28 protein-coding genes and 2 tRNA genes are annotated in these 26,068 nt (G+C 56.8%); 17 read left to right on the top strand and 13 right to left on the bottom strand.

Going from position 1 to position 26,068, the window contains the following annotated elements; all coding sequences use genetic code 11:
• Positions 1-17: 17 nt before the first annotated feature.
• The 5 genes from E5161_RS13910 (at position 18) to E5161_RS13890 (ending at position 3,746) form a co-directional block, all read left to right on the top strand.
• Complete coding sequence (locus tag E5161_RS13910; RefSeq protein ID WP_246042258.1) at positions 18-284, top strand: spore coat protein CotJB; 267 nt, start codon at positions 18-20, stop codon at positions 282-284.
• Positions 285-296: 12 nt separating this feature from the next.
• Positions 297-866, top strand: a complete 570-nt coding sequence (locus E5161_RS13905; protein WP_136778412.1) for a manganese catalase family protein — start codon at positions 297-299, stop codon at positions 864-866.
• A gap of 147 nt (positions 867-1,013) precedes the next feature.
• On the top strand, positions 1,014-1,544 hold the full coding sequence (locus E5161_RS13900; protein WP_136778411.1) for an NfeD family membrane protein: 531 nt from the start codon (positions 1,014-1,016) through the stop codon (positions 1,542-1,544).
• A gap of 24 nt (positions 1,545-1,568) precedes the next feature.
• Positions 1,569-2,999 carry a flotillin family protein gene (locus tag E5161_RS13895; RefSeq protein WP_136778525.1) on the top strand — a complete coding sequence of 477 codons (1,431 nt, stop codon included), beginning with the start codon at positions 1,569-1,571 and terminating at the stop codon, positions 2,997-2,999.
• 75 nt (positions 3,000-3,074) lie between these two features.
• The gene (locus E5161_RS13890; protein ID WP_136778410.1) at positions 3,075-3,746 is read left to right on the top strand and encodes an HAD family hydrolase; all 672 of its coding nucleotides are present in this window, start codon (positions 3,075-3,077) and stop codon (positions 3,744-3,746) included.
• Positions 3,747-3,805: 59 nt separating this feature from the next.
• Here E5161_RS13890 and E5161_RS13885 read toward each other — a convergent pair whose 3' ends face one another.
• Genes E5161_RS13885 through E5161_RS13865 form a run of 5 tightly spaced genes read right to left on the bottom strand, consistent with a single transcriptional unit; the run spans position 3,806 to position 10,069 of the window.
• On the bottom strand, positions 3,806-5,005 hold the full coding sequence (locus tag E5161_RS13885) for a YheC/YheD family endospore coat-associated protein (RefSeq protein ID WP_136778409.1): 1,200 nt from the start codon (positions 5,003-5,005) through the stop codon (positions 3,806-3,808).
• A 27-nt stretch (positions 5,006-5,032) separates the two neighbouring features.
• Positions 5,033-6,214 carry a YheC/YheD family endospore coat-associated protein gene (locus E5161_RS13880; protein ID WP_136778408.1) on the bottom strand — a complete coding sequence of 394 codons (1,182 nt, stop codon included), beginning with the start codon at positions 6,212-6,214 and terminating at the stop codon, positions 5,033-5,035.
• On the bottom strand, positions 6,207-7,592 hold the full coding sequence (locus E5161_RS13875) for a YheC/YheD family endospore coat-associated protein (protein ID WP_136778407.1): 1,386 nt from the start codon (positions 7,590-7,592) through the stop codon (positions 6,207-6,209). The genes E5161_RS13880 and E5161_RS13875 overlap by 8 nt, the downstream gene beginning before the upstream one ends.
• Positions 7,573-8,730 carry a YheC/YheD family endospore coat-associated protein gene (locus tag E5161_RS13870; protein WP_136778406.1) on the bottom strand — a complete coding sequence of 386 codons (1,158 nt, stop codon included), beginning with the start codon at positions 8,728-8,730 and terminating at the stop codon, positions 7,573-7,575. The genes E5161_RS13875 and E5161_RS13870 overlap by 20 nt, the downstream gene beginning before the upstream one ends.
• Entirely contained in the window at positions 8,705-10,069 is a 1,365-nt protein-coding gene (locus E5161_RS13865; RefSeq protein ID WP_136778405.1) for a YheC/YheD family endospore coat-associated protein, read from the bottom strand. The genes E5161_RS13870 and E5161_RS13865 overlap by 26 nt, the downstream gene beginning before the upstream one ends.
• A 118-nt stretch (positions 10,070-10,187) precedes the next feature.
• Between E5161_RS13865 and fni the strand changes: the two genes are divergently transcribed.
• Both fni and E5161_RS21430 read left to right on the top strand, forming a co-directional pair.
• A complete protein-coding gene (fni, locus tag E5161_RS13860; protein WP_136778404.1) occupies positions 10,188-11,240 on the top strand; it encodes a type 2 isopentenyl-diphosphate Delta-isomerase in 1,053 nt (350 codons plus the stop codon).
• A 137-nt stretch (positions 11,241-11,377) separates the two neighbouring features.
• Complete coding sequence (locus E5161_RS21430) at positions 11,378-11,686, top strand: HAMP domain-containing protein (RefSeq protein ID WP_425456525.1); 309 nt, start codon at positions 11,378-11,380, stop codon at positions 11,684-11,686.
• A gap of 263 nt (positions 11,687-11,949) precedes the next feature.
• On the opposite strand, the gene E5161_RS13850 is transcribed toward E5161_RS21430, so the two are convergent.
• On the bottom strand, positions 11,950-12,771 hold the full coding sequence (locus E5161_RS13850; RefSeq protein ID WP_136778402.1) for an alpha/beta fold hydrolase: 822 nt from the start codon (positions 12,769-12,771) through the stop codon (positions 11,950-11,952).
• Between the two features lie 262 nt (positions 12,772-13,033).
• Here E5161_RS13850 and E5161_RS13845 point away from each other — a divergent pair, with 262 nt between their 5' ends.
• On the top strand, positions 13,034-13,945 hold the full coding sequence (locus E5161_RS13845; protein ID WP_136778401.1) for a LysR family transcriptional regulator: 912 nt from the start codon (positions 13,034-13,036) through the stop codon (positions 13,943-13,945).
• A 108-nt stretch (positions 13,946-14,053) separates the two neighbouring features.
• Positions 14,054-14,338: a hypothetical protein gene (locus E5161_RS20815; protein ID WP_169306695.1), complete on the top strand. Its 285-nt coding sequence runs from the start codon at positions 14,054-14,056 to the stop codon at positions 14,336-14,338.
• 138 nt (positions 14,339-14,476) lie between these two features.
• Here E5161_RS20815 and E5161_RS13835 read toward each other — a convergent pair whose 3' ends face one another.
• Positions 14,477-15,025 carry a phosphatidylglycerophosphatase A family protein gene (locus E5161_RS13835; RefSeq protein WP_136778399.1) on the bottom strand — a complete coding sequence of 183 codons (549 nt, stop codon included), beginning with the start codon at positions 15,023-15,025 and terminating at the stop codon, positions 14,477-14,479.
• A gap of 185 nt (positions 15,026-15,210) precedes the next feature.
• Between E5161_RS13835 and E5161_RS13830 the strand changes: the two genes are divergently transcribed.
• From E5161_RS13830 to E5161_RS13820, 3 genes are all read left to right on the top strand, one after another.
• Positions 15,211-16,380 carry a GerMN domain-containing protein gene (locus tag E5161_RS13830; RefSeq protein WP_136778398.1) on the top strand — a complete coding sequence of 390 codons (1,170 nt, stop codon included), beginning with the start codon at positions 15,211-15,213 and terminating at the stop codon, positions 16,378-16,380.
• Positions 16,381-16,547: 167 nt separating this feature from the next.
• Positions 16,548-17,294, top strand: a complete 747-nt coding sequence (gene rph, locus E5161_RS13825) for a ribonuclease PH (protein WP_136778397.1) — start codon at positions 16,548-16,550, stop codon at positions 17,292-17,294.
• The gene (locus E5161_RS13820; protein ID WP_136778396.1) at positions 17,291-17,929 is read left to right on the top strand and encodes an XTP/dITP diphosphatase; all 639 of its coding nucleotides are present in this window, start codon (positions 17,291-17,293) and stop codon (positions 17,927-17,929) included. Before rph ends, E5161_RS13820 begins: the two co-directional genes overlap by 4 nt.
• Positions 17,930-17,999: 70 nt before the next feature.
• Here the strand turns inward: E5161_RS13820 and asnB are convergent, their stop codons facing one another.
• Positions 18,000-19,856: an asparagine synthase (glutamine-hydrolyzing) gene (asnB, locus tag E5161_RS13815; protein ID WP_136778395.1), complete on the bottom strand. Its 1,857-nt coding sequence runs from the start codon at positions 19,854-19,856 to the stop codon at positions 18,000-18,002.
• Positions 19,857-19,991: 135 nt separating this feature from the next.
• Here asnB and E5161_RS13810 point away from each other — a divergent pair, with 135 nt between their 5' ends.
• On the top strand, positions 19,992-20,339 hold the full coding sequence (locus E5161_RS13810; protein ID WP_136778394.1) for a restriction endonuclease subunit S domain-containing protein: 348 nt from the start codon (positions 19,992-19,994) through the stop codon (positions 20,337-20,339).
• Positions 20,340-20,389: 50 nt separating this feature from the next.
• The gene (locus E5161_RS13805; protein ID WP_136778393.1) at positions 20,390-20,683 is read left to right on the top strand and encodes a hypothetical protein; all 294 of its coding nucleotides are present in this window, start codon (positions 20,390-20,392) and stop codon (positions 20,681-20,683) included.
• Between the two features lie 59 nt (positions 20,684-20,742).
• On the opposite strand, the gene E5161_RS13800 is transcribed toward E5161_RS13805, so the two are convergent.
• From E5161_RS13800 to E5161_RS20810, 5 genes are all read right to left on the bottom strand, one after another.
• Positions 20,743-21,168 carry an EamA family transporter gene (locus E5161_RS13800; RefSeq protein ID WP_246042237.1) on the bottom strand — a complete coding sequence of 142 codons (426 nt, stop codon included), beginning with the start codon at positions 21,166-21,168 and terminating at the stop codon, positions 20,743-20,745.
• Between the two features lie 58 nt (positions 21,169-21,226).
• Positions 21,227-22,129, bottom strand: a complete 903-nt coding sequence (locus E5161_RS13795; protein ID WP_136778391.1) for a YihY/virulence factor BrkB family protein — start codon at positions 22,127-22,129, stop codon at positions 21,227-21,229.
• A gap of 295 nt (positions 22,130-22,424) precedes the next feature.
• Positions 22,425-22,501, bottom strand: a tRNA-Arg gene (locus tag E5161_RS13790).
• Between the two features lie 73 nt (positions 22,502-22,574).
• Positions 22,575-22,796: a DUF2905 domain-containing protein gene (locus E5161_RS13785; protein ID WP_136778390.1), complete on the bottom strand. Its 222-nt coding sequence runs from the start codon at positions 22,794-22,796 to the stop codon at positions 22,575-22,577.
• A gap of 7 nt (positions 22,797-22,803) precedes the next feature.
• Positions 22,804-22,956: a hypothetical protein gene (locus tag E5161_RS20810; protein WP_169306694.1), complete on the bottom strand. Its 153-nt coding sequence runs from the start codon at positions 22,954-22,956 to the stop codon at positions 22,804-22,806.
• A gap of 195 nt (positions 22,957-23,151) precedes the next feature.
• Here E5161_RS20810 and E5161_RS13780 point away from each other — a divergent pair.
• The 3 genes from E5161_RS13780 (at position 23,152) to tig (ending at position 26,065) form a co-directional block, all read left to right on the top strand.
• Positions 23,152-23,225, top strand: a tRNA-Gly gene (locus E5161_RS13780).
• Positions 23,226-23,739: 514 nt separating this feature from the next.
• Positions 23,740-24,666 (top strand): HEAT repeat domain-containing protein, encoded by a 927-nt coding sequence (locus E5161_RS13775; RefSeq protein ID WP_136778389.1) that lies wholly within the window; start codon positions 23,740-23,742, stop codon positions 24,664-24,666.
• A gap of 109 nt (positions 24,667-24,775) precedes the next feature.
• Complete coding sequence (gene tig / locus E5161_RS13770) at positions 24,776-26,065, top strand: trigger factor (protein ID WP_136778388.1); 1,290 nt, start codon at positions 24,776-24,778, stop codon at positions 26,063-26,065.
• Positions 26,066-26,068 lie beyond the last annotated feature (3 nt).

Here is a 26,068-nt window from a genome sequence, read left to right as displayed (position 1 = left end):
GGCCGACTCCGCAAGGAATGCCTCCGGGGGGCGGGGATGAGGCGTATCGCAGGCAACTCGAAGAAATCCAGAAGGTGGATTTCGCCTTGGTGGAGCTGAATCTGTATCTGGATACCCATCCGACCGACCTGCAGGCGCTTCGGCAATTCAACCAGCTGGCGCAAAGGCGGCAGCAGCTGTGCTATGCGTTCGAGATGACTTACGGCCCGCTCATGCACTTCGGACACAGCTTTTCCCGGTTTCCCTGGCAGTGGCCGGATACGCCTTGGCCTTGGCAGGTATGAGGAGGCGAGTCTATGTGGATCTACGAAAAAAAACTTCAATATCCCGTTCGGGTAAGCAAGTGCGATCCCATGATGGCCAAATTTTTGCGGGAACAGTACGGAGGAGCGGACGGAGAGCTGTCGGCGGCGCTGCGGTATTTCAATCAGCGGTATTCCATCCCGGATAAAGTGATTGGCCTGCTGACGGATATCGGCACAGAAGAGCTCGCCCACCTGGAAATGATCGCGACGATGATCTTCAAGCTGACCAAGGATGCAGATGTGGAGCAGTTAAAAGCGAGCGGCCTCGGCGCGCATTATGCCGCCCATGACCGCGCGCTGCAATATAAGGACGCATCCGGGGTGCCGTGGACGGCGGCCTATATTCAGGCCAAAGGCGATCCGCTGGCCGACTTGTATGAGGATATCGCCGCGGAAGAGAAGGCGAGGGCCACGTACCAGTGGCTGATCGATCTGACGGACGACGTGGACTTGCAAGACGGCCTGAAATTTTTGCGGGAGCGTGAAATCGTGCATTCGATGCGATTCCGGGAAGCGGTCGAAATCATCAAAGCCGACCGGGAGCAGAAAAAAATATTTTAAGGAATAGTGCGCCCCTGAAAGGGGGTTTTTGTTTTGATCGGCTGTTTTGCAGCTTTCTCGTAAAAAAAAGGAGAAACCTTCCAACTGTCGTATTCGTATGAATTGGAACAAATGCACAGCCGCTATCCAAAAGGGGGTGATCTTTCGTTGGAAACGCTGATGATCGTTCTGTTCTTTATCGGAGCCGGATACGCGGTTTTTTCGTTGACCGTCGGGGATTGGCTCGGCTTTGAGTTTCACGCCGGGGATTTGCCGTTTTTGTCTCCCACGGTGATCGCAACTTTCCTGACGGTGTTCGGAGGCATCGGCTATATGCTGCTTTACGAGACCGATTGGCCGGCTCTGCCGGCAGCGGCCGTTTCCTTGCTGGGAGGGCTTGGGGTCTCAACGGTCGTGATGTTCCTCGTGGTCATTCCCCTGCATGCCGCCGAGAAAGGCGCGGCGTTATCTTCGAAAGCGATGATCGGTTTGGAAGCGGAAGTCGTAACCTCGATTGACGGGACCCAACTGGGAGAAATCGTGTATTTGCAGGGAGGCACCCGCCACAGCGCGCCTGCCAAAACGGTCGAAGGCGCCTTCATTCCGCAAGGCTCCGCCGTCCGAATCGTCGGGGAGACGGCCGGCACGTTCGTGGTGGAGCCGGTCCCTGTGGCCCCGGTGGCGCACATTCTGAACTAAAGAGAGGAAGAATCCGATTTGGACATGACATTGTTGGTTCCGGTTGGCATTGTAGTTGTCGTTATTTTGCTTATTCTCGTTTTTGCATCCCGTTATCGCACGGTTAAGGCCGATCAGGCCATGATCGTCACCGGAGCTCTCACCCGTGACGGTATGAAAATCGTGAAAGCCGGCGGCGCGTTCGTCTGGCCCGTGGTCCAGAACGCCACCTTCTTGACGCTGCAGGTGCAGACGCTGGACATCCACACTCCTGAAGTTTATACGATGCACGGCGTTCCGGTTATGGTGGACGGCGTAGCGCAGATCAAAATCAAAGGCGATCAGGAGTCGATCGCGACGGCGGCCGAGCAGTTTCTTGGCAAACCGGATCAGGAGCTTAATAGCATCGCTACGCAGACGATGGAAGGTCACCTGCGGGCCATTCTCGGCACGATGACCGTGGAGGACGTTTATCGCAACCGCGAAGTGTTCGCACGCAAAGTGCAAGAAGTTGCCGCAAGCGATTTGAATAAAATGGGGCTGCAAATCGTTTCCTTTACGATCCGGGATGTCCGCGACAAAAACGGTTATCTGGACGCCTTGGGGCAGCCGCAGATCGCGTCGGTGAAGCGCGACGCCGAGATTGCCAAGGCGAATGCGCTCCGGGATGAGCAGATCGCCAAATCGAAAGCGCTGGAGGAAGGCAAAAAAGCCGAGTATACGGCGGAGACGAATATCGCGGAAGCGTCCAAGACGATGGAAGTGCACAAAGCTGCTTTTAAACAGGAACAGGACATGAAAAAAGCCGAGGCCGACCAGGCTTATAAATTGCAGGAGGTCAAAACGCTGCAGTCGGTAAAGGCGGAGGAAATGCAAATTCAGGTGATCGAAAGAGAAAAGCAGATCGAATTGGAGGCCAAAGAGATCGAGCGGCGTGAGCGCGAGCTGGTGGCCACCGTGAAGAAGCAGGCAGAGGCCGAACGTTTCGCGCAGGAGCAGCGGGCGGAAGCCGAGCGCTACCAAATTGAAGCCCGGGCGAAGGCGGAAGCCGAAGCGGTCCGGCTGGCGGGTAACGCCAACGCGGACAAGGAGCGGGCGGAAGGTACGGCGGAGGCCGACGTGATCCGGCTGAAAGGTCTTGCCGAAGCCGAGGCGAAGGACAAAATCGCCGACGCCTTGCAGAAGTACGGGCAAGCAGCGGTGGTGGAACTTATCATTCAGAAGTTCCCGGATATTGCGCGAGCCATTGCGGAGCCGCTATCCAAAACGGAGAAAATCGTGATCGTCGACGGAGGATCCGCCGGCCCCAACGGCGGCGCCGGCAAGGTGACCGGTTATGTGACGGACCTGCTCGCCAAAATGCCGGAGACGGTGGGTGCTCTTACCGGCATCGACCTGAATCAATTGGTGAAGCGGCTGGCAGAAGGAAACTCATCGCTGAATCAAAAGTCGGGTTCCGATGGCACTAACATATAAGCATGTGTTTATATGATTTGTCCCGGCTTGGGGAATCGATTATGATGGGGAGAAAAACGAACATGGAGTGCGATCATGAACCGTTTGCCCTCTCCCGAAGCCGTCCTATTCGACTTGGACGGCACCTTGTTTCAGACTGAAACTTTGCTGGAAACCGTTCATCGCCGCGTTTTCGATACCCTTCGCAGCGAACGGCTGTACTTGGCTGAAACGCCGCCGATCGACAAGCTGCTGGGCTCACTCGGCATGCTGCTCACGGATATCTGGCAGCGCGTTATGCCCGACGCGTCTCCCGCGGCTCAGGAACGGGCCAACGTATTGTTGCTGCAATACGAGCTGGAGGAGCTGGCGCTCGGACGCGGATCGTTGTATCCGGGGGTTCGCGAGACGTTGGATACGTTGCGCGCACGAGGAATCCGCCTATTCATCGCCAGCAACGGACTGGAAGCGTACGTGAAAGGCGTTCCACAGGTGAAGGGCATTGCGGAGCTGTTCGAAGGAACCTACAGCGCGGGAGAATTCGGAACCGCATCGAAGGTGGAGTTGGTCAGGCGACTGCTGGATACATTCGGAGTGCGAAGCGCCTGGATGGTGGGAGACCGGTCCTCCGACGTGGAAGCGGGCAAAAGCAACGGCTTGTCCGTCATCGGCTGCGATTACGCCGGTTTTGGCCGCGAAGGTGAGCTGGACGGTGCGGATGCCGTCATCCGCACGTTTCCCGAGCTTCTGTCCTTGCTGCCGGAATAGCGAAAGGTGAATACCCCGAATGGCGGGCGTACCATGGCCCGCGATTCGGGGTATTTTCGTCAATCTTCCGCTGAGACGTCAGGATCGGGGGAAGCAGCGAGAGCGGATTCCTCTTCCGGAAGCGCGTCTGTCAGAGAACTGTGAAGGCGGCTGTGCGTTTCCAGCTTCTTCCCGTACAGCCAGAGCGCATATTCGATCGGCCGCGTGATCGCCTTGCGGTAAATTTCTTTTTCCCCGGTAAGCTTGAACACCTCGCGTGAAGGCTTGGGGTTCACCTCGATTAGCCAAACCCGCCCGTTCCGGTCGATGGCCAAATCCAGCGCCAGCTCGCACAGAGCTCCAAAATGCGCTTCCAGCCGCTTAGAGATTTCGATGCCGAGCGACTCGGCAGACTCCATAATCTTGTCGATTTCCGTATCGACGTCGACCCAATGATGGAGGAGCAATTCCATCGAAGCCGCTTCTCCGCCACCATGCAGATTGGAAGTGATGCTTTTGAACGCGCCGACCCGGCCTGCACACCCTGTCACTTCCCATTCGCCGCTGCCGTTTTTCTGCACCAACATCCTGTAGTCATGAATTCGGCCGTTCGGCAGCTTAATGTTCAGTCCTTGCTGGACAATGTAGCGGTCCCCGCCCAAATCCCAGGAACGGATCACGGAGGATAGATTTTCTCGCCTTACTCGTCTCGGAGCGACGATGGCCCGCCGATGATCGCGGCCTTGCAGCAGCAACTGCCCGCCCCGAAGACGGTCGATGCGCAAAATACCCCGCCCTCCTGTGCCGTTAATCGGCTTGAAGTACACCGACGGATACTTTTTGAGCATGGCCGCTACGTCTTCCGGCGATTGATAGAGCCGGGTGGCCGGCAGGTGGGGCCGTATGGCCGGCTCTTGCAGCAGCGTGCGGTGGATGGTCCACTTGTTTCGGAGCGGCCGGTTCAAATAGGTGAGATGGCCGTACTTTTTACGGAATTCGAGCAGCCGCTGAAAACGAGCGCTCCTTTGATAACGGCAACGGTCGTAAATCAGATGCGGGAATCTCACCCAGCGGCGAACCCAGTTTTTACGATTCGGCAAGTAGACCATCGCGTGGATCCGTTCCGTTTTCGGTTCCACATCGTCCGGTGTAAAGACGAAAACTTGCAGTCCCCGCCGTTTTCCGGCCGCTGTCATTTTCTCATAGATCTTGCGTTCTTCCAGTGAGCGGCGATCGTTCAAATACAGCGTCATGATCCCCAGCAGCGGCTGAGCCGACATGGGGTTCACCTCCCGGCCGAACAGGTTTCATGTCAAAATTTCCGATGCGGCGGTAACTTTTCGGGCCTGAAGCCGCCGTCGATGCAAAAACAGGCAGTATTGAAAAATCCGCTCGAGCGATTTGTTGCGGATATGGGACTCGTCGAACTTCATCGGCTTCGAATTCGCCTCGAAGAACCAGACTTCTCCGCGTTCGTCGACACCCAAATCCATCGACATCTCCGCCAGCCGGGACCGGGAGGCGCGTTCGATTTGTTTGGCCAGAATGACGGCCGCGCGGCGAACTTTTCTCAGCACGCGGGCCGTTTTCTTCTCGCCGAACAGGAGGGAGAGCAGCTTCTGCGGATCCTCAATATTTCCTCCGCGCGGGACATGCGTCGTAATGCTGCTGTCGCCAGCCACGCGGGCGCCCATTCCGGTCAACTCCCACCTTCCGGACCCGTTTTTCTGCACAAGCGCGCGCAAATCGAAAGGGCGGTCTTGCACGGAGGCGAGCCGGATTCCTTGCTGGGCGATATACGCTTCGCCGATGGAATCGGAATGTTTACAGACCCGCTCCCATAATTTTTCGAGCGAGGAGAGCCGGTAAGTGCGGCTTCCTTTGTCGTCCTGAATCTGAAGGCGGTACGGAAGCGGCTTCTCCTGCTCGATGCTTACCGCCATGATCCCAACGCCGGCTTTGCCTCTTACCGGCTTGAGATACAGGAGCTCGTGACGTTTCAACAGACGCTGCAAGACCGCGGGCTCCGTAAGCTTTTTCGTCTCCGGAATATAACGCCGCGTCCTGCTATGTTCATTCAGCCATTTAAACAGCGACCATTTGTTGAAAAAACGCCGGTTGAACAAGCGCATGCCGGGCTGTCTTCCGATCGCCGATAATTTTCGCTGCACATGCGGCAGCCGTTCGTCTTCCCTAAGCGGAATACGGTTATAGACGATGCCGGGCCGCGGAAACCAGGAGGCCACCCAGGCCTGGTCTTCCTGCCGGTACGTATAGCCGAGTACGCGCGCCGATTTGAGCTTCAAATTTTTCACGGTCACGACGTAAGTCGTAATGCCCATGGATTCTCCGGTTCGAATCAGATCGGCGAAGTTTCGCCGGTTGCCCCGAAACAGCTGCACATCGTCTTCGATCGTGAGAATGGCTACGACCGGTTTGTCTGCCGACTGCTTGATCACGACGCGGTGGGAGAAGGCTTCGTCAAGCATCTGGTTTCCCCTCCGTGTTTAGGAACTTGCTTAAATACAAGCAATGTTCGAGGATGTATCCCAGTGATGCCCGTCCCTGCTCCTTGAGCGCCGGATGCTTGAAGATGGAACGCCCGGGTTTGGCGTTGGCTTCGAACATCCATACGTAACCTTTGCTGTCGATGCCGATATCCAGCCCCAATTCGCCAAGGGTGTGGGCGTAATTCCGTTCGATCGCCTCCGACAGCTTGACGGCCACGTGCTTCGCTTCCTGTATCACCTCTCCCGTCCGGTTGAGGAACGTGCCGTTCAGCGCCTGTTCAGGAGTCATCAGCGAACCGCCGTTTTTGATATGGGTCGTAACGCTGCCGCGGCCGGCTTTTTTGGCGCCGATGGCGGCGACTACCCAGCGGTTGGCACCATCCTTGTGCATATGGAAGCGAAAGTCGATCGGGCAGTTGTCGATTTCCACAAGCCGGATGCCTTGCTGCGCGACGTAATGATTCAAACCGGCGCCATGCCTTGCCCGGAGCATTTTCATCAGCGAGTCGAACTTGTTAAACCGCAGAAGGACGTTGTGGCCGTCCCGTCGGTACCGAACGAAGTAGCCCCGCCGGGGATGATAGGTCAGTCGGTAAATGCCGATCCCCAAACTCCCGGCCGACGGTTTGTAGTATATGAAATGATGCTTTTCCAGCATTTCGCGGATTCGTTCGGGTGTCGGATTGTTCACGGATTCGGGCAGGTGCCGCACGGCTTCCGGATCATTATCGAGCAGCTTGTAGACATCCGACTTGTTGAAGAAGCTCCAGTTGAAAAAAGGAATCCGTTTACGCACGAACCGCTCCCGCAAGGAAGTGAGATGCATGCCGGTTTCCGCTTTACGGCTGGGCAGCCGGTTGTACACCACGTCCGGAAACGGAACGACCCGCCGGACCCAGCCGCCGCCGGAATCGAGAAACCAACCGTGGACCGTTTCTTGCTGCCAATTGATATCCCGGGGCGTAAAAGCGAAAAAATAGGCGCGTTTGTCCGCCGCTTTTAACAGTTGCCGGACAAATTCGGTCCGATCCCCGAACGGGCTTGCCGGCGATCTCATTCGGCCGTCCGTTAGTACGCCGACAAGCGGTCCGAGCTGGATCTCACCCTCTTGCTCGTCGTGCAAATAGATGCGGCCCGGCTTCGGAATGCGGGTGATACGCCGAATCCCTGCAGACACGTAGAGATGGTGGCCGCTGCGCTTGATCGTCCGCACCGATGCGGGAATCGTTTCCCGGCCGAGCTTGACGTTCACCCATTTGCGTCCGCCGAGCTTGAGCAGCTTCGCCAGCGGGCGGGATAACCAAACGATCGGTTCCGATTGCTGTGTGAAATGGACGTTACAGATGGTCAAACTCATGAATTACCCTCCCATGCGGTCGAAGCAAGATGGATCGGGCGTATGCGATCGGCCGCACCTGTGCCGCGACGGCGGCGGATTTGCCGATGCCGGCCATGGCGGTACGCCCGGGTTTCGAGTTGGCTTCCAAAAACCAGAGGCGGCCGGTGCGGTCTACGCCGAAATCTAGGCCTAATTCTGAGAATCGACCGTAATGCTCCTCCAGCCTCCGGACCAATCGCCGACAGCTGTCGCGGATTTCCTGGAGAAGGTCATCCGCGCGGTCCGACCCGAACAGCCTGGTAAGCAGATCCTCGGCGGGCTTGGAGGTTCCGCCTCCGTGCAGATTGGCCGTCACGGTGCCGGGCCGGCCGCATCGGGCGGCGATCCCGGTCAACCTCCACCGGCCTTTGCCGTTTTTCTGCACGAGCGCTCGAAGGTCGAACGGATGGCCGTCGACATCTCTTAGGTCCAGCATCGGCTGCATCAAGTAAATACGGCTTCCGATCCAACGGTCCAGACTGTCCGCGGCGGCTTGCTCGCTGCGGAACGACACCAAGAAGGGACGGTTGTCGCCGTAACGCCCTTGAAGCGTAACCGTTCCGTCCGGTTGTCGGACATAGGCGATCACCCGACGCCCCTGACTGCCGTGAACGGGCTTTAAGAACGCCGAGTCATTGTGCCTGTGCAGCCACGAACGGAGCGAATCCGGTCCGCCGTACAATTCCGTCGGGGGGAGCAATGGCGCGAGTTGTTCATCCTTGTACAGCACGTCGTACACGAGCTTTTTGTGCGGCAGCTTCGCGTTCAATTGAACCAGCCGGCGTCCTTCCACCATGCGGCGAAGTGCAAGCCGGAAGCGAAACCGCTCCTCCCGGTCGGCGGGCCAAGCGCGATCGTATAACACGGCCGGCACCGGCCGGCGCCCGCTGACCCATCGGCCGGCCGCATCGTCCCAAGTCCAGCCGTTGACGGAATCGTCCTCCGCGGACCAGGTCCACGGAGCGAACGCGAAGACCGGCAGCCCGGCCAGGCTTCCGGTCTTCATAAGCCGGCGGACATACTCGCTCTCGTTGAAGGGCGGATCGCTCCGATGTTCACATACGAGAATCCCGAGCGCGGCAGCGCCGGGTTTAAAATCCGGACAAATAACAGGCATATTGAATCATCATCCGCACCGAAGGGCGGATTTTCCCCTCTGTTAATGGCGTATTATCGTTTTTGGACGGTTTCGAGTTGACCTCGAGCAGCCAGACGCGGCCGGATGTATCGAGCGCCAAATCGATGCCGAGCTCCCCGAACTCCGCGGGAATGCGTTCGTCGATTCCTTCCGCGATTTCGAGCGCGGCCTGTTTCAGCTTGAGAGCGGCATTGGCGCGATAAGGCAGAGGCAGATTGGACTTGACGACGGCTTCCTTGACCTTAGAAAGCGTTCCTCCGCGGGCCAGGTTGGAAACGAAATGATCGGTTCCGGCCGTGCGGCCTACGATCGAGGTTACGGTCCACCGGCCTTTTGCGTTTTTCTGCACTAGCGCACGGAAATCGACCGGGCGTCCGCCGACATCGATCAAGTTGAGTCCTTGCTGGATTAAATAGTGAACGGATTTCATCTTGGCCGAGATGGACGCATATAATTTGCCGAGATTTTCAAACGTCTGTCTTCGCGTGCCGCTCAAGGTGGCATACGAAGCCTGCCAACTGTCGGGACCTACGCGTGCCAACCGGATAATGCCTTTGCCGAGGCTGCCGCGCACCGGCTTCAAGAAGACCGGCGAATAGCGCGAGCACATGCTTTTCAGCACGGCGAAGCTGCGCAAGGAGCGGGATTCCGGCAAATATTGATGCAGATTCCCGTCCTTCTTCAAAGCTTCGAACACTTCCGACTTGTCGAGAAATTTTTCGTTGAACACGTGAGCTCCGTCGTTCTGTTTGATTTCTTTGATGAAACGCTTCACGACCGGCAAATTTTCCAGCTTGCGGGAAGTGAGCCGGTTATGAACGACATCCGGAGCGGGCATGAGGATCTGTCTCCAACCGTTGCGGTAAACCCAGCCCTGAAGCACAGCGTTGTTCAGCCCGAGCGCAGCGGGGGTGAAGAAATAGACGAAAGCGCCATAGTTGTTGCAGGCTTCCGTCAATTCCCGACAAAATAACGTGATGTCTCCAAAAGGTTTGTCTGCCGCATTCGGGTAATCTTTACTGATGAGAACACCGATCAACGGCCCCAAGGCGAGCGAGCGGGTCGACGCGAGATACTGTGCGCGCAGCGGAGTTCCCTCGTAAACTCCCAATCTGCGTGCGAGCGTTTGACTCATTCTCAGTCCTTCATACCGGGGAACCGGGACGATGGCGACGGAGTGCCGGAACGAACCGAATTGCAGGGTGAGCTGCTCGGCCGGGATTTTGAGCCGTTTCATCAGATTTTCCCCCAGCATCAGAACGTCGTCGGAGAGGATGCCGGAACTGATGACCCGGACGTTGATTTTCGGGGTGGACATGAACGGAACTCCTTCCACGTTGCTCGGTCTCGGCGACGGTTTTTGCAGGGCTCCTTCCCATAGGCTCGCAACAATACTTCATCATATGAGGACATCTATTCATCGGTGATTGACCATAATGAAACGGAAAGGAGGCGGCGGCATGGCGGACGAGGGCAAGGAGATCGCGCGGCGGAAAGCGGATCATATCCGGATCGTGCTGGAACAGCCGGTACAGGGTGCCGGTGTTACCGCAGGATTCGAAGCATACCGTTTCCGGCACGCCGCGCTGCCGGAGCTCGCCTTCGAGGAGGTTAAGCTGGAGACGCGCTTTCTCGGCCGAAAGCGAAGAACTCCGCTCCTGATCAGCAGCATGACGGGAGGCACGGAGGAGGCGGGCGCCATCAACCGGCGGCTTGCGCGGGCGGCAGAGGAGAGAGGCTGGTCGCTGGCACTCGGATCGATGCGCGCGGCGCTTGCGAAGGAAGAGCTCGCCTCCACTTTCGACGTGCGTCGGGAGGCCCCCTCCGTGCCGGTGATCGCCAACTTAGGCGCCGTGCAATTGAATTACGGCCTTGGCCCGGACGACTGCAGGAGGGCCGTGGAGCTTTGCCGCGCCGATGCGCTCGTGCTTCATTTGAACGCACTGCAGGAAGTTTTCCAACCCGCAGGAGATACCGATTTTCGCGGCGTCCTGCGACGGATCGAGGAAGTGTGCCGGCGGCTTGAAATCCCGGTCGGCGTCAAAGAAGTCGGGTGGGGGATCGACGGGCCGGCTGCGAGGAAGCTGGCGGACGCCGGCGCCGCGTTTATTGATGTAGCGGGAGCAGGCGGCACTTCCTGGAGTCAGGTGGAGAAGTACCGCCAGCACGATCCGTTGATCCGGGCCGCCGCGGAAGCGTTCGCAGATTGGGGGATGCCGACGGCGGAATGCGTTCGGGAAGTAAGAGCGGAGCTGCCGGACATACCGCTGATTGCCAGCGGCGGACTGGCCAGCGGCATCGATGCCGCGAAAGCGCTGGCGCTGGGAGCCGATCTGGCCGGTTTCGGCCGGTCGCTGCTCCGGGAGGCGGCATCCGAGGGAGACGTGGCGAGGCAGCTGGAACGGATCGAGCTCGAATTGCGGACCGCGATGTTCGCGACCGGCGCCGGCACGCCGGAGGAGCTGCGCGGCCGCCTCATTCGCCGATAAGGCTGCAACCGTCGAAAGGCTGAGCAAACAAAACAAGCTGTCGAGAAAGTCTCGACAGCCATTTCATTGTTCTATCTGTTTAACACGACAATGCGTTAATACAGTATAATCTAGGTAATCTTATAACCGAATGGACGGTGCCAGCATGCTGCGTTCCAATCGAGATAAACAGCAAAATTCGTAGTCTTCTTCAAGATGATCTTGCTTGGTTACTACTACGGCATCCGTTCGGAGCCGATCTGCGCGAAACCTCGGATATCGACGCCAGAGACGAAGTGGGCCGTCTGGCCGCGGCGGTGAACGGCATGATCGGCAGCTTGCGCGGCACGGTCTGCGGCATTCTCCAGTCCGCGGAAGGGGTTGCCGCCGCCGCCCAGCAAATCTCGGCCAGCACGGAAGAGATTGCAAGCGGCAGCACAGCGAGGCGGACGCCGCACAGACAATGACCGAGATGTTCCGCGAGCTGTCGGCCGCGATCCAATCTATGGCGCGCAGCGGCGGAGCAGGCGGCGGAGCTAGCGGCATCGACGACGGGCGTTGCGCAGGAAGGCGGCAAAGCGGTCCATTCTTCGATAGAAGGCATGAACCGGGTGAACGAGCAGATGGCGCGACTGGAAGAAGATTCGAACCGGATCGGCGACATTATCGAAGTCATCGACGAGATCGTCGAACAGACGCCGTCTTACGCCGCGGGGGTGAGCGATTCTCTTCACTCGCTCGCGAAGGCGAGAAGATCGGCGTTCAAGCGATCCGCGTGCGTAATGAACAGGCCGTGCGCCGCATTTTCGTATACGATGAACCGGTTCCCGGGAATGAGCTCCGCGGATTTTTTGCCGCAGAGGTGGATCGGAGCCGAGACGTCGCGATCTCCGTGGATGATCAGGGCGGGCACCCGGATCTGCCGCATGTCCTCGCGCAGATCCGTCGTGAAGTTCGTGCGGTTGCACGCATCGGTTGCTCTCGGAGAACACTGCAGGCAGAGCTGGATCATCCATTGCACCATCTCCGGCGAGACATTGTTCTCCGGCAGGTCAAGGGCAAAGAACGGCGCGGCGTAGTCGGCCAGCCATTTCGGGCGATCCGCGTTCATGATCTCAAGGCCCTTGTTGAACAGGTCCAGATCGATACCGTCGGGGTTATCTTCGGTCTTCATCGGGAACGGCGCGCTTGCGCTGATCAGGGCAATCCTGGCGATGCGGCCGGCGCCGTGGCGGGTCAGATAGCGGACGACCTCTCCGCCGCCCATCGAGTGGCTGACAAGGAAGACATCGCGAAGGTCAAGATGGTTGATCAGGGCCGCAAGGTCGTCCGCCAGCGTATCATAGTCGTAACCGTCCCAGGGACTGTCGGAACGGCCATGGCCGCGCCGGTCATAGGCAATGCAGCGGAATCCCCGGGAAGCCAGATAGGGAAGCTGGTACTCCCACATTTCCGTTCCCAGATAGACGGAGGACACGAATACGACGGGCGTCCCCGCCCCCCAATCCTTGTAAAACAACCGGGTGGAATCTGCTCCTTCAACGTACGGCATACTTCATCGTCCTCCTTGAATGGATTGGTCATTGCGGATGACTGTGCGGTGAATGCCGGCGGGCCAGGGGTGCCGCCTTCCGATGTCTGGATTCGTGGCTCGCCTCCACAACCAAAGCGTACACCGTGTTCGCTGCGGCCAACAATCACGGGTTTCCGATGATATCGATCGTATTCGGTAATCAAAATTAGAAACAATTGGTAAGATGGGGCTTCTGGGATATAATCGGGATAGCGAGACAACGTGGAAGTGGTGATGAAGATTGGAATTGAGACAGTTGGAGTATTTTGCCGCCGTATGCAAGGAAATGCACTTCTCCAGAGCAGCCGAGAACCTGTGCACCACGCAATCGAACCTGAGTCAGCAAATCAAATTTCTGGAGAATGAACTCGGTACGCCGCTTTTCGACCGCATCGGCAAGCGCATTGCGCTGACGGACGCGGGGAAGATTCTGCTGGAGCAGGCGCACGGCATTTTTGAACGGATCGACTATACGAAAGGCGCCATCGCAGGCCTCAGGAGAATGGAAGGCGGGAGCCTCGACATTGGGATTCTCCCGGGGGACGCCGACCTCCTGTTCAATGCGCTGATGATCAATTTTCATCTGGCTCATCCCAAGCTGTCGATCAACGTGACCGAGACGATGGACGTGAATGGGGAAATCTTGGAAGGGAAGAGAGACCTTGGCGTAACGACGGTGCCGCCCGACCCGGACAACCGGATTGCCGTCATTCCCCTATTTCATGAAGAATTTGCGCTTGCGGTCCGTTCGGATCATCCCGTGGCCAAATCGAAGGCCATTCCGTTCGAGCAACTGCAGCAGCTGAAGATGGTGATGTTCGGTTCGGAGCATCAACTGACAAAGGTTATCCATGCGTGCTGCCGGGAGAAAAAGATAGCCCTGGACAACGCGATCGTCACCTCCACTTTATCGACGATCCTGTCCATGGTCCAGCAAGGCGTCGGAGCCTCGATCCTCCCCCGTATGCTTCTTGATTACATGAAACCCGACAACGTATCGGCGGTGACCCTGCTCCATCCCACCCCCAGTCAGGATATTTGCATCATTTATCGAAAAGACAAGTTCCTGAGCCAGGCCGCGAAGCTGTTCATCGACGAGCTGCAGGCATTCATTCAACACGTGACGGAGAAAACCAAACGCCAATCGGGCTGATCGGTTTCTTCAGCATGCCGGCGCATTGACCAGCTCGATAAACCGGTGCGCCGCGCTCGAGAGCGGCAGGTTGCGCATGGCCAGAATTCCGACATGGGACGGCGGCAATTGTACATACGATGGGAAAAAAGTCGGAATGAAGAAAAGATCCTGCACGCTGCTCGCTGTATCCTGATCCTGATGCTCGCTGCCGCCGGATGCGGCAGCGGGATGAATGCCTCCGGGGAATCTGCCGGCTCTCAGGCGTCGAATACGGAGGCCGGTAATACGGGGACCGCAGCGGAGACGACTGCCGCCAAGGAGGCGGAAGCGAAGGAAGAGCAAAGCAGAGCAAGGCAGAGCGCAGGGAGCTTCGGGAAAGCGCACTTGGACAAGCAAGAAAAACGGGGGTAAGCACCCCTTTACGGCTGCTTACCTCTTCATTTCCCTATCCACAAAAAGAAAAACCCGAGGCATTTGAAAAATGCCCGGGTTTCTCGACAATCTGAAAACAAGCTGTGCCCTTCTTAGGGCACAGCTTGTTTCGTTTCCTTATTTCGCCTCGTCTCCGAGCGCCTCGATCATGGCTTCGCGTTCCGCTTGTTTGCGGTGGGCGATCCGGCTCGACGCCGAAGCGGCGATGGCGCCTACGATGTCGTCGAGGAAGGTGTGGATATTGCCGTCGTTTTTGTCGTTCAATTTTTTCAGTACGCCGGGTTTGAATTTGTCGATGTAACCGAAATTCGTAAATCCGATGCTGCCGTAGACGTTCACGATGCTGAGCGCCAGCACCTCGTCGCAGCCGTACAATCCTTCATCGTATTTGATCATGTCTTGAAGCGGAGGCAGCAGCTTCCCTTCCTCCGCCAGCATATCCAGCTGAATGCCGGTCAGGACGGCGTTCTGTACTTCCCGCTTGGATAGAACGGCTTCGACGTTGGCGACACATTCGTCAAGCGACAATTCGGGAAAATACTCTTTTTGGAGGAGCATCACCAATTGACCGATCTGTTCTTTGGACACGCCCCGCTTGGTCAACCACTCTTCGGTGGCACGGGCGACTTCCTTGCTGTTGAGACGATACAAGTTCGGCTTGGACAAAACCTACACACCTCTTTCAGAAGCTTTAGGCCGCCGATCGCGGACCCTCCGGTGAAGTTTGGCGGCGGACAATCACTCATATTTGTCCCGGGGGCTCGTATACATAGTACTACAAAAAGGGTGGCGGCGGAACGGCGGCCGGGAAAGCCGGCCGGTGAAGCCCGACCCGGAGGAGGATACGTAAAATGATTCGATTACCGGGCAGACGAAGGAAAACGCGCTTACTGCCGGCTCTCGTGCTCCTGCTGCCGTTGCTCTCGGCATGCGGCGCTGTGGGCGGACAAGATCCCCAAACGGCTCCGATCGACGCACCGCCCGCTCAACAGGAGCAATCAATGCTCCAGGATTCGGGAGGCGTAACGGATACCGAAACCGTTGCAGGCATGAATACCGATTCCGAATCGAAGGGGGATACGAATGCGAACGCGGTTGACGCCGCCGCTTCACCCGCTCCGTCTCATCCGGAAGAAGGCGTAACCGTGTACTTGCGGGATCGCAACGGTTATTTGGCACCGATGACGCTGAATCTGACTTCCGGCGATTCCTCCGACGACTCATCGGCGGAAACGCTGGCCAAAACCGCTTTAACCTGGCTGACGCAGGATGCCAGCCGGACCGAGCAGCTGCCGGCGGGCTTTACGGCGGTCATTCCGCAAGGCATGAAGGCCGATTCGGTCAAGTTGGACGCCAAGAAAAGCACCGTGTCGATCGATTTTGCCGCCCCGCTCGCAGGTATGAACGCTACCCAGGAAAGAAAAATGATCGAGGCGCTCGTATGGACAATGACGGAGCTTCCGGGCATGGACAAAGTGCGGCTTTCCGTGGCAGGCAAGCCGATTCGTGCACTCCCCGCCTCCGGGCTGCCGGTGGATGAAGTGCTGACCCGAGGCTTCGGCATCAATTTGGAGGCCGCCCAAGGAGTACATCTTATGCGCTCCATGCCCGTCACGTTATATTTCGCCGCCAGTACGGATAATGGAGACGGTTATTTTGTCCCGGTGACCCGGCTGGTCGATCGCACATCCGACCGTATAGGTGCCGCGTTGGGCGAACTGATCAAAGGGCCGCAAGACAATCAGGGACTTCACGCCGTTTTGCCGCCCGGCATAACGGTGGAAAAGCACTCGCAAAAAGACGACACCGTGAACGTCGCGCTTCGGGAAGAGGGATGGTCGCTGGACACCGCCGTACCTTCCGAGATGACGGAAGCGCTTGTGCTCACCGTCACGGAAATGACCGGTGCCCCGCAAGTCAAATTGGCGATGAACGGAAGCGATTCGTTCGTCGATACGGAACGTCGTTCCTATGCCCAGCCGGTCACTCGGCCGGTCACCGTCAACGTGCTCAAACGCTGAGCCTCTTCGGTTGCTTTCCCGCTTTCGCTTGCCAATAGTTTCCGTATAGAATGCCCGGCCAGTGCCGGAACATACGGCAGCGCCATTCCTCGGATGCTTTTCCAAACGGACTTTGGTAAAATGGGGGAGATTTCTTATCCGGCAAGCGAATGGTAGGAGGATTACGAATGAGGTTCGACGGAAGACGGCAAGACGAATTGCGTCCGTTCAAAGTGACGCTTCATCCCAATAAATACGCAGAAGGCTCCGTTCTGATCGAAGCGGGCGACACGAAGGTGCTATGCACCGCTTCGGTCGAGGAACGGGTGCCTCCTTTTTTGAAGGGGCAAGGGAAAGGCTGGGTGACCGCGGAGTACGCGATGCTGCCAAGAGCGACGCAATCAAGGAATCAACGGGAATCGATCAAGGGTAAACCGGCCGGCCGCACGATGGAAATCCAGCGTTTGATCGGCCGGGCTCTCCGGTCGGTCATCGATCTGGAAGCGTTGGGAGAACGAACCCTCACCATCGACTGCGATGTACTGCAGGCTGACGGCGGCACGCGCACGACATCCGTCACGGGCGGATTCCTCGCATTGGCGCTGGCGATCCACAAATTGTCGGGCACCGTAACTTTTGCCCGCTATCCGATCACGGACTATTTGGCCTCCGTCAGTGTAGGGGTCGTGGAGGAACAGGCGGTCATCGACCTGAACTACGAAGAGGACTCGAAGGCGAAAGTGGATATGAACGTCGTGATGACGGGCGCCGGCTCCTTCGTGGAATTGCAGGGGACCGGCGAGGATTCTCCATTCACACGCTCGGAACTGGAAAGCATGCTGGCGCTGGCGGAGACTGGAATACGGCGCTTGGTCGATTGGCAGAAAAACACCCTGGGCGAAGCCGGTTCCGCGATCGGCGGAGGCTTGGCATGATCGGGGCCGGCAGCACGCTGGTCGTCGCCACCCGAAACCGCGGCAAAACGAAAGAATTTCGGGAAGCTTTCGCTTTGCTCGGCGTGACGGTGCGCGATCTGAACGATACGGATGGCGTCCCGCCCATTGAGGAGACCGGGAGTACGTTCGCCGAGAATGCGATGATCAAGGCGAAGGAAGCGGCGGAAGCGCTCAGGCTTCCGGTGCTGGCCGACGACTCCGGCTTGTGCGTCGATGCGCTGGGCGGCGAGCCGGGTGTATACTCCGCCCGCTATGCCGGCGAGGGAGCGACGGATGCGGACAATAACGCCAAGCTGCTTCGCGAGCTGTTGAAACGCCGCGACGAAGGCACCTTGAAAGACGTGGGAGGCGGGTATCTCAGCTCCGCCAGATTCGTCAGTTCACTGGTGTTATATCGGCCCGATGACGGCCGCCATATGGAGGCGGAAGGAACGGTGGAAGGGTTTATATTGCCGGAAGCTCGTGGAAACGGCGGCTTCGGCTACGACCCCTTGTTCTGGCTTCCCGAATTCGGGAAAAGCATGGCGGAACTGACAGTGGAAGAGAAAAACGCGATCAGTCATCGAGGACGCGCCTTGCAAAAGCTTTTGAATTTGCTGTCCGCACGGCGATAGCCGTGAGCAAACGAAACCTCCGGCCCCTGCATAGGGCAGCCGGAGGTTCTTGCTTTTACGGCTTGTGGTTTCAACTGACAATCCGGACCTTGTAATGACGAAGCCAAAAATCCATTTGCAGCAAGTAGGCGAACAATTGCGGTCCGGACATCAGCTGCCCGAACCAGGGAAGATGAGAATGAGCGTCCGTCGCCGCGGCGAGCTCGCGGATGCTGATTGCGTCGATCAGCGGCAGCAGCGGCGAGGACGGATCATCCAGCCTTTCGAGCAGTCGGGCGCGGACGGCGGATAAGTAGTTGGGGTTATGGGTTTTCGGGTAGGGGCTCTTTTTTCGATACAGCACATCATGGGGCAGAACGCCCTCCAACGCTTGCCGTAAAATGCCTTTTTCCCGGCTGCCCGCGGTTTTGATTTCCCAAGGGATGTTCCACACATAGTCGACCAGACGGTGATCGCAATAGGGAACGCGGACTTCAAGGCCGACCGCCATGCTCATTCTGTCTTTGCGGTCGAGGAGAGTCGGCATGAAGCGGGTGATGTTGAGGTAAGACATCCGGCGCATTAAAGTTCTCGTCTGATCTTCGCCGGTCAAACGCGGAGCCTCGGCGACGGCTTCGGCGTAGCGGTCCGACAAATATTGCTCGGGGCGCAGCATTTCGCGCAGTTCCGGGGACAGCAGCCCGGCCCGCAGTCCGGCCGACAGCGACCAGGGGAAAGTCTCGGCTTTGAGCGCGTCTTCCCGGTGAAACCACGGATAACCGCCGAAGATTTCGTCAGCGGCCTCGCCCGAGATGGCCACGGTGGCTCCCTTTTTGATTTCCCGGCAGAACAAATACAGCGAGGCGTCGATGTCCGCCATTCCCGGCATATCCTTCGCCAGCACCGCCGTTTCGAGCGCGTCGACCAGCTCAGGCGTGTCGAATTGGACGGGATGATGGGCGGTATCCAGATGTCGGCTCATTCGTTCGATCCAAGGCGCATCGGAATTCGGCTGAAAATCGTGCGCCAGAAAGTTTTTGTCGTTGTCTACGTAATCCACCGAAAACGTATGAATCTGCCCCTGACCGTTCCGGTCATAGTACCGGACCGCGAGCGCGGTCAAGGCGCTGGAATCCAAGCCCCCGGACAGCAGCGTGCACACGGGAACGTCGGATACGAGCTGGCGTTCCAACGTATCGGTCAGCAGTTCACCGATTTTCCGAGCGGTCGCTTCCACATCGTCTTCATGAGGACGGCTTTCCAGCTTCCAGTAAGCATGCGTTTGGGTTCCGTCCCGCGTATACGTCAGGCAATGGCCCGGCAACAGCTCCCGAAAACCCCGCCATACGCCGTGGCCCGGTGTTCTGGCCGGTCCGATGACGAACAATTCCGCAAGCCCTTCCGCGTCGACCTCCGCAGGAACGCCGGGGTGCGCGAGGATCGCCTTCGGTTCGGAGCCGAAGAGCAGACGTCCTTCCTCCAGTCGATAAAAAAGCGGCTTGACGCCAAGCCGGTCGCGGGCCATGAACAGCTTCTCCTCATCCGTTCGCCAAATCGCAAACGCAAAAATTCCGTTAAATTTTTCCACACATTCCGGACCCCACTCGATATAAGCGAGCAGCAGCACTTCCGTGTCGCAGGTTGTGCGGAAGCGGTATCCGCGCTCTTCGAGCTCCTTGCGGAGTTCAAGCGCGTTATATAATTCGCCGTTGTACACCACCACGCCATCCTGATCTTCGGAAGAACGGAGAGGCCGGATCATCGGCTGCGCCCCGTTCGCGGGATCGATGACGGAAAGCCTCCGGTGCCCGAAGGCGCAATGGCGGGAAAGCCAGGTGCCGGACGCATCGGGTCCCCGAAGCTCGAGCGTCTCCGTCATTTTCAACATCGTATCCGCGTGTTTTGTCAAATCTTCATTCCAGTCGATCCATCCGGTAATGCCGCACATGGGTCGCTCATCCTCCTCCCGCTTTTGGACCGATCAACCGATCATCAGATGGATATGCGAAAAAAGGCATAACATGTCTGTCCGTAGGGAGAAAATACGGAAGAAAACGCGTCCGAAGGGAGTCGATCAGAAGCCGTGGACGAACGAAAAACGTATTATGTGGCGGTTGGTGCGGGATCGATTTTGGAAGACCGGGAGGCAGCCGCTTTCGAATTCGAGATTCAGGCCAACGAAGAGGAATTGAACAAGCTTCAGGAAATGTTCGAAGAGTTGTCGAGCGCCGACGAGGCGGCGGCTTTTCGTTTCCCGGTCCCGCCGGTGACGGCAAGCGAACAGGAACGTAACGCGGAGTACGATCATCAGCTCCACAGTATTTATCAATTGCTGTATGAGACCGGTACGGAAGAGACGAAACGGCACATCGAATCGATCGGGATTCTGAAGACCACTCCAGAGCGCGAGTGCCTGCAGAAACCATGCTGATCGTTCGACATGCCGCATTTCGAAGGCTCCTGTATGCCGGTGGGGAGACGTTGGCCGAGGTCGAAGTGCACACCGGGCAGCCGCATGATCCGGAGCTGGCGGCCTACTTTCGCAAAGCGCCGCAAGGGTATGAAATGGTGAGGGTGGCCGTAAACGATGCGGACACACACGTCGATTGGTTCGACAACAATATGCACGACGCGTTCCAAGATGTAACCGCATCGCTGTTTGCGGGGCCAGGTGAACAAGCCGAAAGCGAGCGTGATGCTTTCGCGGCAGCTGTCTTGTCAAGAGACGGGGTTCTCGAGCAGCTCGACAAGCATATCTCAAGTGTCGGCAAGTGATGAACAAAACGCCTCCATGGCAACCGGTGATCGGTTCTCATGAAGGCGTTTTTGTCTTTTCATTTGATAGCCACGAGTACGGCTCCGGCTGCGATCAGAATGACGCCGATGACACCGGTGAAGGAAATTTTCTCTCCAAGGAACAGAAAGGCGAGAATGACGGCGATCACCACACTGAATTTGTCGATGGGACCAACCTGGGACACTTTGCCGACCTTCAAGGCGAGAAAATAAAACAGCCAGGACATGGCGCCGGCCACTCCGCTCAGCACGATAAACGTGAGAGCCCTCCGTTGAGTGAGAATTTCCCCCACTTGGGTCATTTTGCCCTGTACGACCACCACACCAAGCAAGAATAACGCCATGATGACGGAGCGGATGGCGGTTGCCGAATTGGCGTCAAGATCCTTCAAACCGATTTTGCCGAAAATCGACACCAATGCCGCAGTCGCCGCAGAAAGCAGCGCGTAAATCAGCCAGGTCACTCCATTCGCCTCCAACAACGGAATTGCAGACAATCTTAGCATACCACAAATGATCCGTTTAGCTGCGGGAAACGCGGGACCGGTGACGGAACAGGGGGACCACGTGACCGTAATTTTTAAACGGTCGTTTTTGCTTGCCTTCTTTGCCGAACGCCAATGTTGCGTTGATTTCTCCGCCGAGCACGATAATAATCGAGCTCCAATAGAGCCAAAGGAGCAGTACGATGATGCCCCCGATACTTCCGTACGTTTTGGAGTAATTTCCGAAGTGGTTCACGTACAGAGAAAACAGAAGAGAAGAGGCGATCCAGCCGAACGTGGCGAATACGGATCCCGGAATCACCTCGCGCCAGCTCAGCCTCCGGTCCGGCGTCAGCCGGTAGAGCAGGAGGAATACGCCGAACATGGCCGCCAGCGGAACCGCGAACTGCAGAATGCTCCAAATCATATGGAACGCGTCGGACAGGAACAGAAAGTGCGCGATATATTTTTCGATCACTTTTCCGAAAATCAACAGCAGCATCGCCGACAAGATGACGACGGCGAGCACAAGGGTAGAAGCAACAGAGATGGCCCTCACTTTCCAAAACGGGCGGGTTTCTTCTTCATCGTACGCTTTGTTCAATCCTTTAATGATCGCATTCACGCCGTTGGAAGCCGCCCATATCGTGCCCAACATCCCGAACGACAGAAGCGCTCCGCTGCGATGCTGATTGACTTCCTGAAGAACAGATTCCACGGCTTGTCCGCTGTCGGTCGGCAGCAGCCGGATGAATTGATGAACGATGCTGTCGCCGGACAACGAGAAAAAGCCGAGCAAGGTGACGAGAAAAATAAGGAACGGGAAAAACGACAAGATCAGATAATAGGTCAGTTGCGCGCCTAAGGAAGGAACGTCGTCGTCACGGAAACGGGTGATGAGAGATTTGGCGAACGTTTTCGTCTCTTTCGCGCGGATCATGGGTCGGCCTCCTTCTGCTAAGCTACAGCCTATTACCCAATCCGCCCGGGCACTAATAGTCTGGCGGGGGTCTGTTTTCAGCATTTTGTGCGGTGCTGAGCGATGTGTCGGGCGTTTGACAATTGATGACGGATTCGCAAATACATTAACTGTTACCCCCGCAGTGTCTGTGTTATATTCGCATGGAATCACGATGGATCTTGAGCAGGACGGCATGAAAAAACCCAGAACCCTTGTATGATCAAGGTTTCTGGGTTTGTTGTTTATTGTTCAGTCGTTATCGATAAAGTTGTAATGGCGTCCCGGAAGGGATTCGAACCCCCGACCGACGGCTTAGAAGGCCGTTGCTCTATCCAGCTGAGCTACCGGGACGCAGCTTGATTATTTTAGCACAGGCTGGCCGATCGTCTCAAGGGGGAAAAACAGGGAGTTTCAAAAAGTTGAGCTATCGGATGAACCAACGGGCCACGTAGAAGATCAGCGCCAGAAGGAGACTCACCAGTATACAGCTCACGATCGGGAAGTAAAATTTCACACGGTCGGACTCGTAGGCGATATCGCCGGGGAGGCGGCCCAAGGAAAACCATCGGCCGCCCGCCATCCACAACAGCCCGACCACGACCAGCACGATACCAGCGGCGATAAACAGCTTCGGCATAGAGGACACCGTTGTTCTACACTCCGCAGGATCCCGGATATCCGTCGGTTTCTTTCCAGTCTTTCAGTTTCTTCTGCACTTCGTCGTCCTGGGGCATCTCCGCCACAATTTTTACCTTCGGTACCGCCTGTTGGGATCGGCTTTGCTGCTGTCGGTTAGGATCGGACATCCGTTCGAGCTCCTTTCGGATAAGAAAACAGTTTGGACTATTATAGCGCAACAACACGTCTTTTTATGCCGACCTGTATGCCGATGACCATTGGTAATTTAGTTAGAGTCACTGTGAAGTGGGCGTGAGGAACGGAGGCGGTGTGTTGATTTGGGCTTGCCGGCTGTGCTATCATAACTTTTGCTCCACTTATTTGCGGGTGTAGTTCAATGGTAGAACGCCAGCTTCCCAAGCTTGAGGCGAGGGTTCGATTCCCTTCACCCGCTCCAACTACATTGAATAATCTTCACGTGAAGGGAAAGAGCCCGACAAGAGGGTTCGACCGTCAGTGAACGCATCACAGAAAAACCTGAACAGGACGAGCGTCAACATCTACCTTAGCATCCATCATTGAGATTACGCCTGTGCATACTTGGGAGATGTTGAATATTCCCTTCACCCGCTCCACTACATAAATTTTAAACCTGTTGGATTCAACAGGCTTTTTTATTGCCCATTTCTGTAGTTGGATTTTGCCGAACTACAGTGAAGCCAGCACCCGAAGTGGCGCCTGTAGTTTGAAAATGCCGAATTGGAGAGCCTGTTTTGAGCGCGCCTAGCTTGAAAGCGCCTTGCAGTTGGGCGAAATCGAACTACAGCGCAGAAACTAATCACGGGTGCCGAAATAGTTGGGTAAAATCCAACTACAAACGACGGAACCGGCCCATTTTCCATTCGAACGATAGTTCATGGTATAATGCGGTGACTGAACCTCGGCCTAAATCGGCCTGGAAGGGGATCTCGATGACCGACCGAGCCAACGACAACTTGGTCTTGTTTCCTAAAACGCTGGATTTTTATCAAATTCAGCTGACCAGAATGCTCGAGACGGAACGATACGGAGACGCCAAAGCGCTGCTTTCTTTTTTGCTGCAGTGCGGAGGGGATGCGGAGCGGCATCACACCGAATGGCAAGCGCTGCTCGGCTGGCTCGAAGCCGCATTTCCGGAAGCGGTGGTGGCGGGGAATGTCGTTTCGGTTTTTGACGAGGAGGACGGTGAAGAAGAAGAGACCGAAACGGATTGGGTTCGCCAGCGCGTGACCGACCGGTCTTTGCAGGACAGCGAATACGTACCGAGACTTCTTCAGACGCTGCGGCAGGCAGAGGGGCCGGATCAGCAAATGCTGGTAATCGGACAGCTGCTGCATCTGACATATCCGGATATCGAACCTGCTCTTCGAGAATGGCTGGCTTTAGAGGAGTACCATCCATCCGTGCAGTTTCGCGCGCTTCAGGCGCTTCGCAAACAAGGGGCATCCGGTGCGATAACGATCTGGAGAGACGGTGAGCCGCTGACACTGGAAATCGGCGATACGCCGCTGTCGTTCGGAGAGTTTCCGCCGGCGGTTCTCTCCTCATTGGAGAGGGTGCGGCAGGCCGCGGAAATCTCCGACCCCACCCTCTCTTATTTTGCGGAAGAAATGTGGAAAGAATGTGTACAAGCCGCCTATGGTATGCCCATTTTCCGCACGATGACGGAGGATGACGACGGCTCCTCGGATGTCTGGGCGGCAGCCCTTCATCAGATTTTGCTAGAGAAGCTCCACGGCAAGACGAACGACGATGAAACCCGCGAACAATACGGAATTACCGATGAGCTGCGATTTCGCTATGAGCAGGCGCTCAGGTGGCTCCGGCAATACGCCGTCGAACCTCGCGGCAGCTTGTAGAATGCGATGGTATTTTGCTTGAAATGCTTCAAACGGTTGATTATAATGGAATGGTTTATGTAAACGGGAGCCGACTCAACGGCGAAGTCTCACGGAGGGGAATTTTACCATGAAAGCAAACTGGGAAAAGATAGAGAAGAACGTTGGGGTTCTCAACGTTGAAATCGAAGCGGAGCAAGTCGCGCAAGCATTGGACAAGGCGTTCAAGAAAGTCGTTCAAAAAGTGAACGTGCCTGGATTCCGCAAAGGCAAAGTACCGCGCTCGATCTTTGAAGCGCGTTTCGGCGTAGAAAGCTTGTATCAGGATGCCATCGACATTTTGCTTCCGGAAGCCTACACCCAAGCGGTCGACGAAACCGACATCCAGCCGGTGGATCGTCCGGATGTGGAAGTAGAGCAATTTGCCAAAGGTCAACCATTCAAATTTAAGGCGAAGGTGACCGTGAAGCCGGAAGTGAAGCTGGGCGAGTACAAAGGCCTTGAAGCATCCGCTGCCGATACGGAAGTGACGGATGAAGAATTGAACCAAGAACTTGAGCGCCTCCAACAGCGTCACGCTGAGCTGGTTGTCGTAGATGAAGGTCCTGCGCAGCAAGGCGACATGACGGTGATCGACTTCGAAGGCTTCCTCGACGGCGTACCGTTCGAGGGCGGCAAAGGCGACCACTTCTCCCTGGAACTCGGCTCCGGCTCGTTCATTCCGGGATTCGAGGATCAGGTTGTCGGCATGAATATCGCGGAAGAGAAAGACGTCAACGTCACCTTCCCCGAGAACTACCATGCGGAGAATCTTGCCGGCAAACCGGTCGTTTTCAAAGTGAAGCTGCACGAGATCAAGCGCAAAAACCTGCCGGCTCTGGACGACGAATTTGCGAAAGACGTCAGTGAATTCGACACGCTGCAGGAATACAAACAGGATTTGGCGGCTAAGCTGAAAGAACGGAAAGAGAAAGACGCCGAAACCGCACGCGAAACGGAGCTTGTAGACAAAGCCTCCGCCAACGCCGAAGTCGAAATTCCGGACGTAATGATCGACAACGAAATCAACCAAATGAAGCAGGAGTTCGAAAGCCGCCTTCGCATGCAAGGCATGAACCTCGATTTGTACTACCAGTTCAGCGGACAAGACGAAGCGGCGCTTACCGAACAGATGAAGCCGGACGCAGCGAAGCGCGTTCGCAACAATCTCGTGCTCGAAGCGGTGGCGGAAGCTGAGAAGCTGGATGTGACCGACGAAGACGTGAACAGCGAACTGGACAACCTTTCCAAAATGTATGGCCGCTCCGCTGACGAGCTTCGTGGGATTTTCGCAGCGAACGGATACATGGACACGCTGTCCACGGACTTGAAAGTGCGCAAAGCCGTGAAGTTCATCGTGGATAACAGCAAAACCGCGTAACCG

The organism is Cohnella pontilimi (genome assembly GCF_005049045.1).
In the GTDB taxonomy this organism is placed as follows: domain Bacteria; phylum Bacillota; class Bacilli; order Paenibacillales; family Paenibacillaceae; genus Cohnella; species Cohnella pontilimi.
The sequence above is the reverse complement of the archived record's forward strand: the minus strand, read 5'-3'. Positions and strand labels throughout refer to the sequence as shown.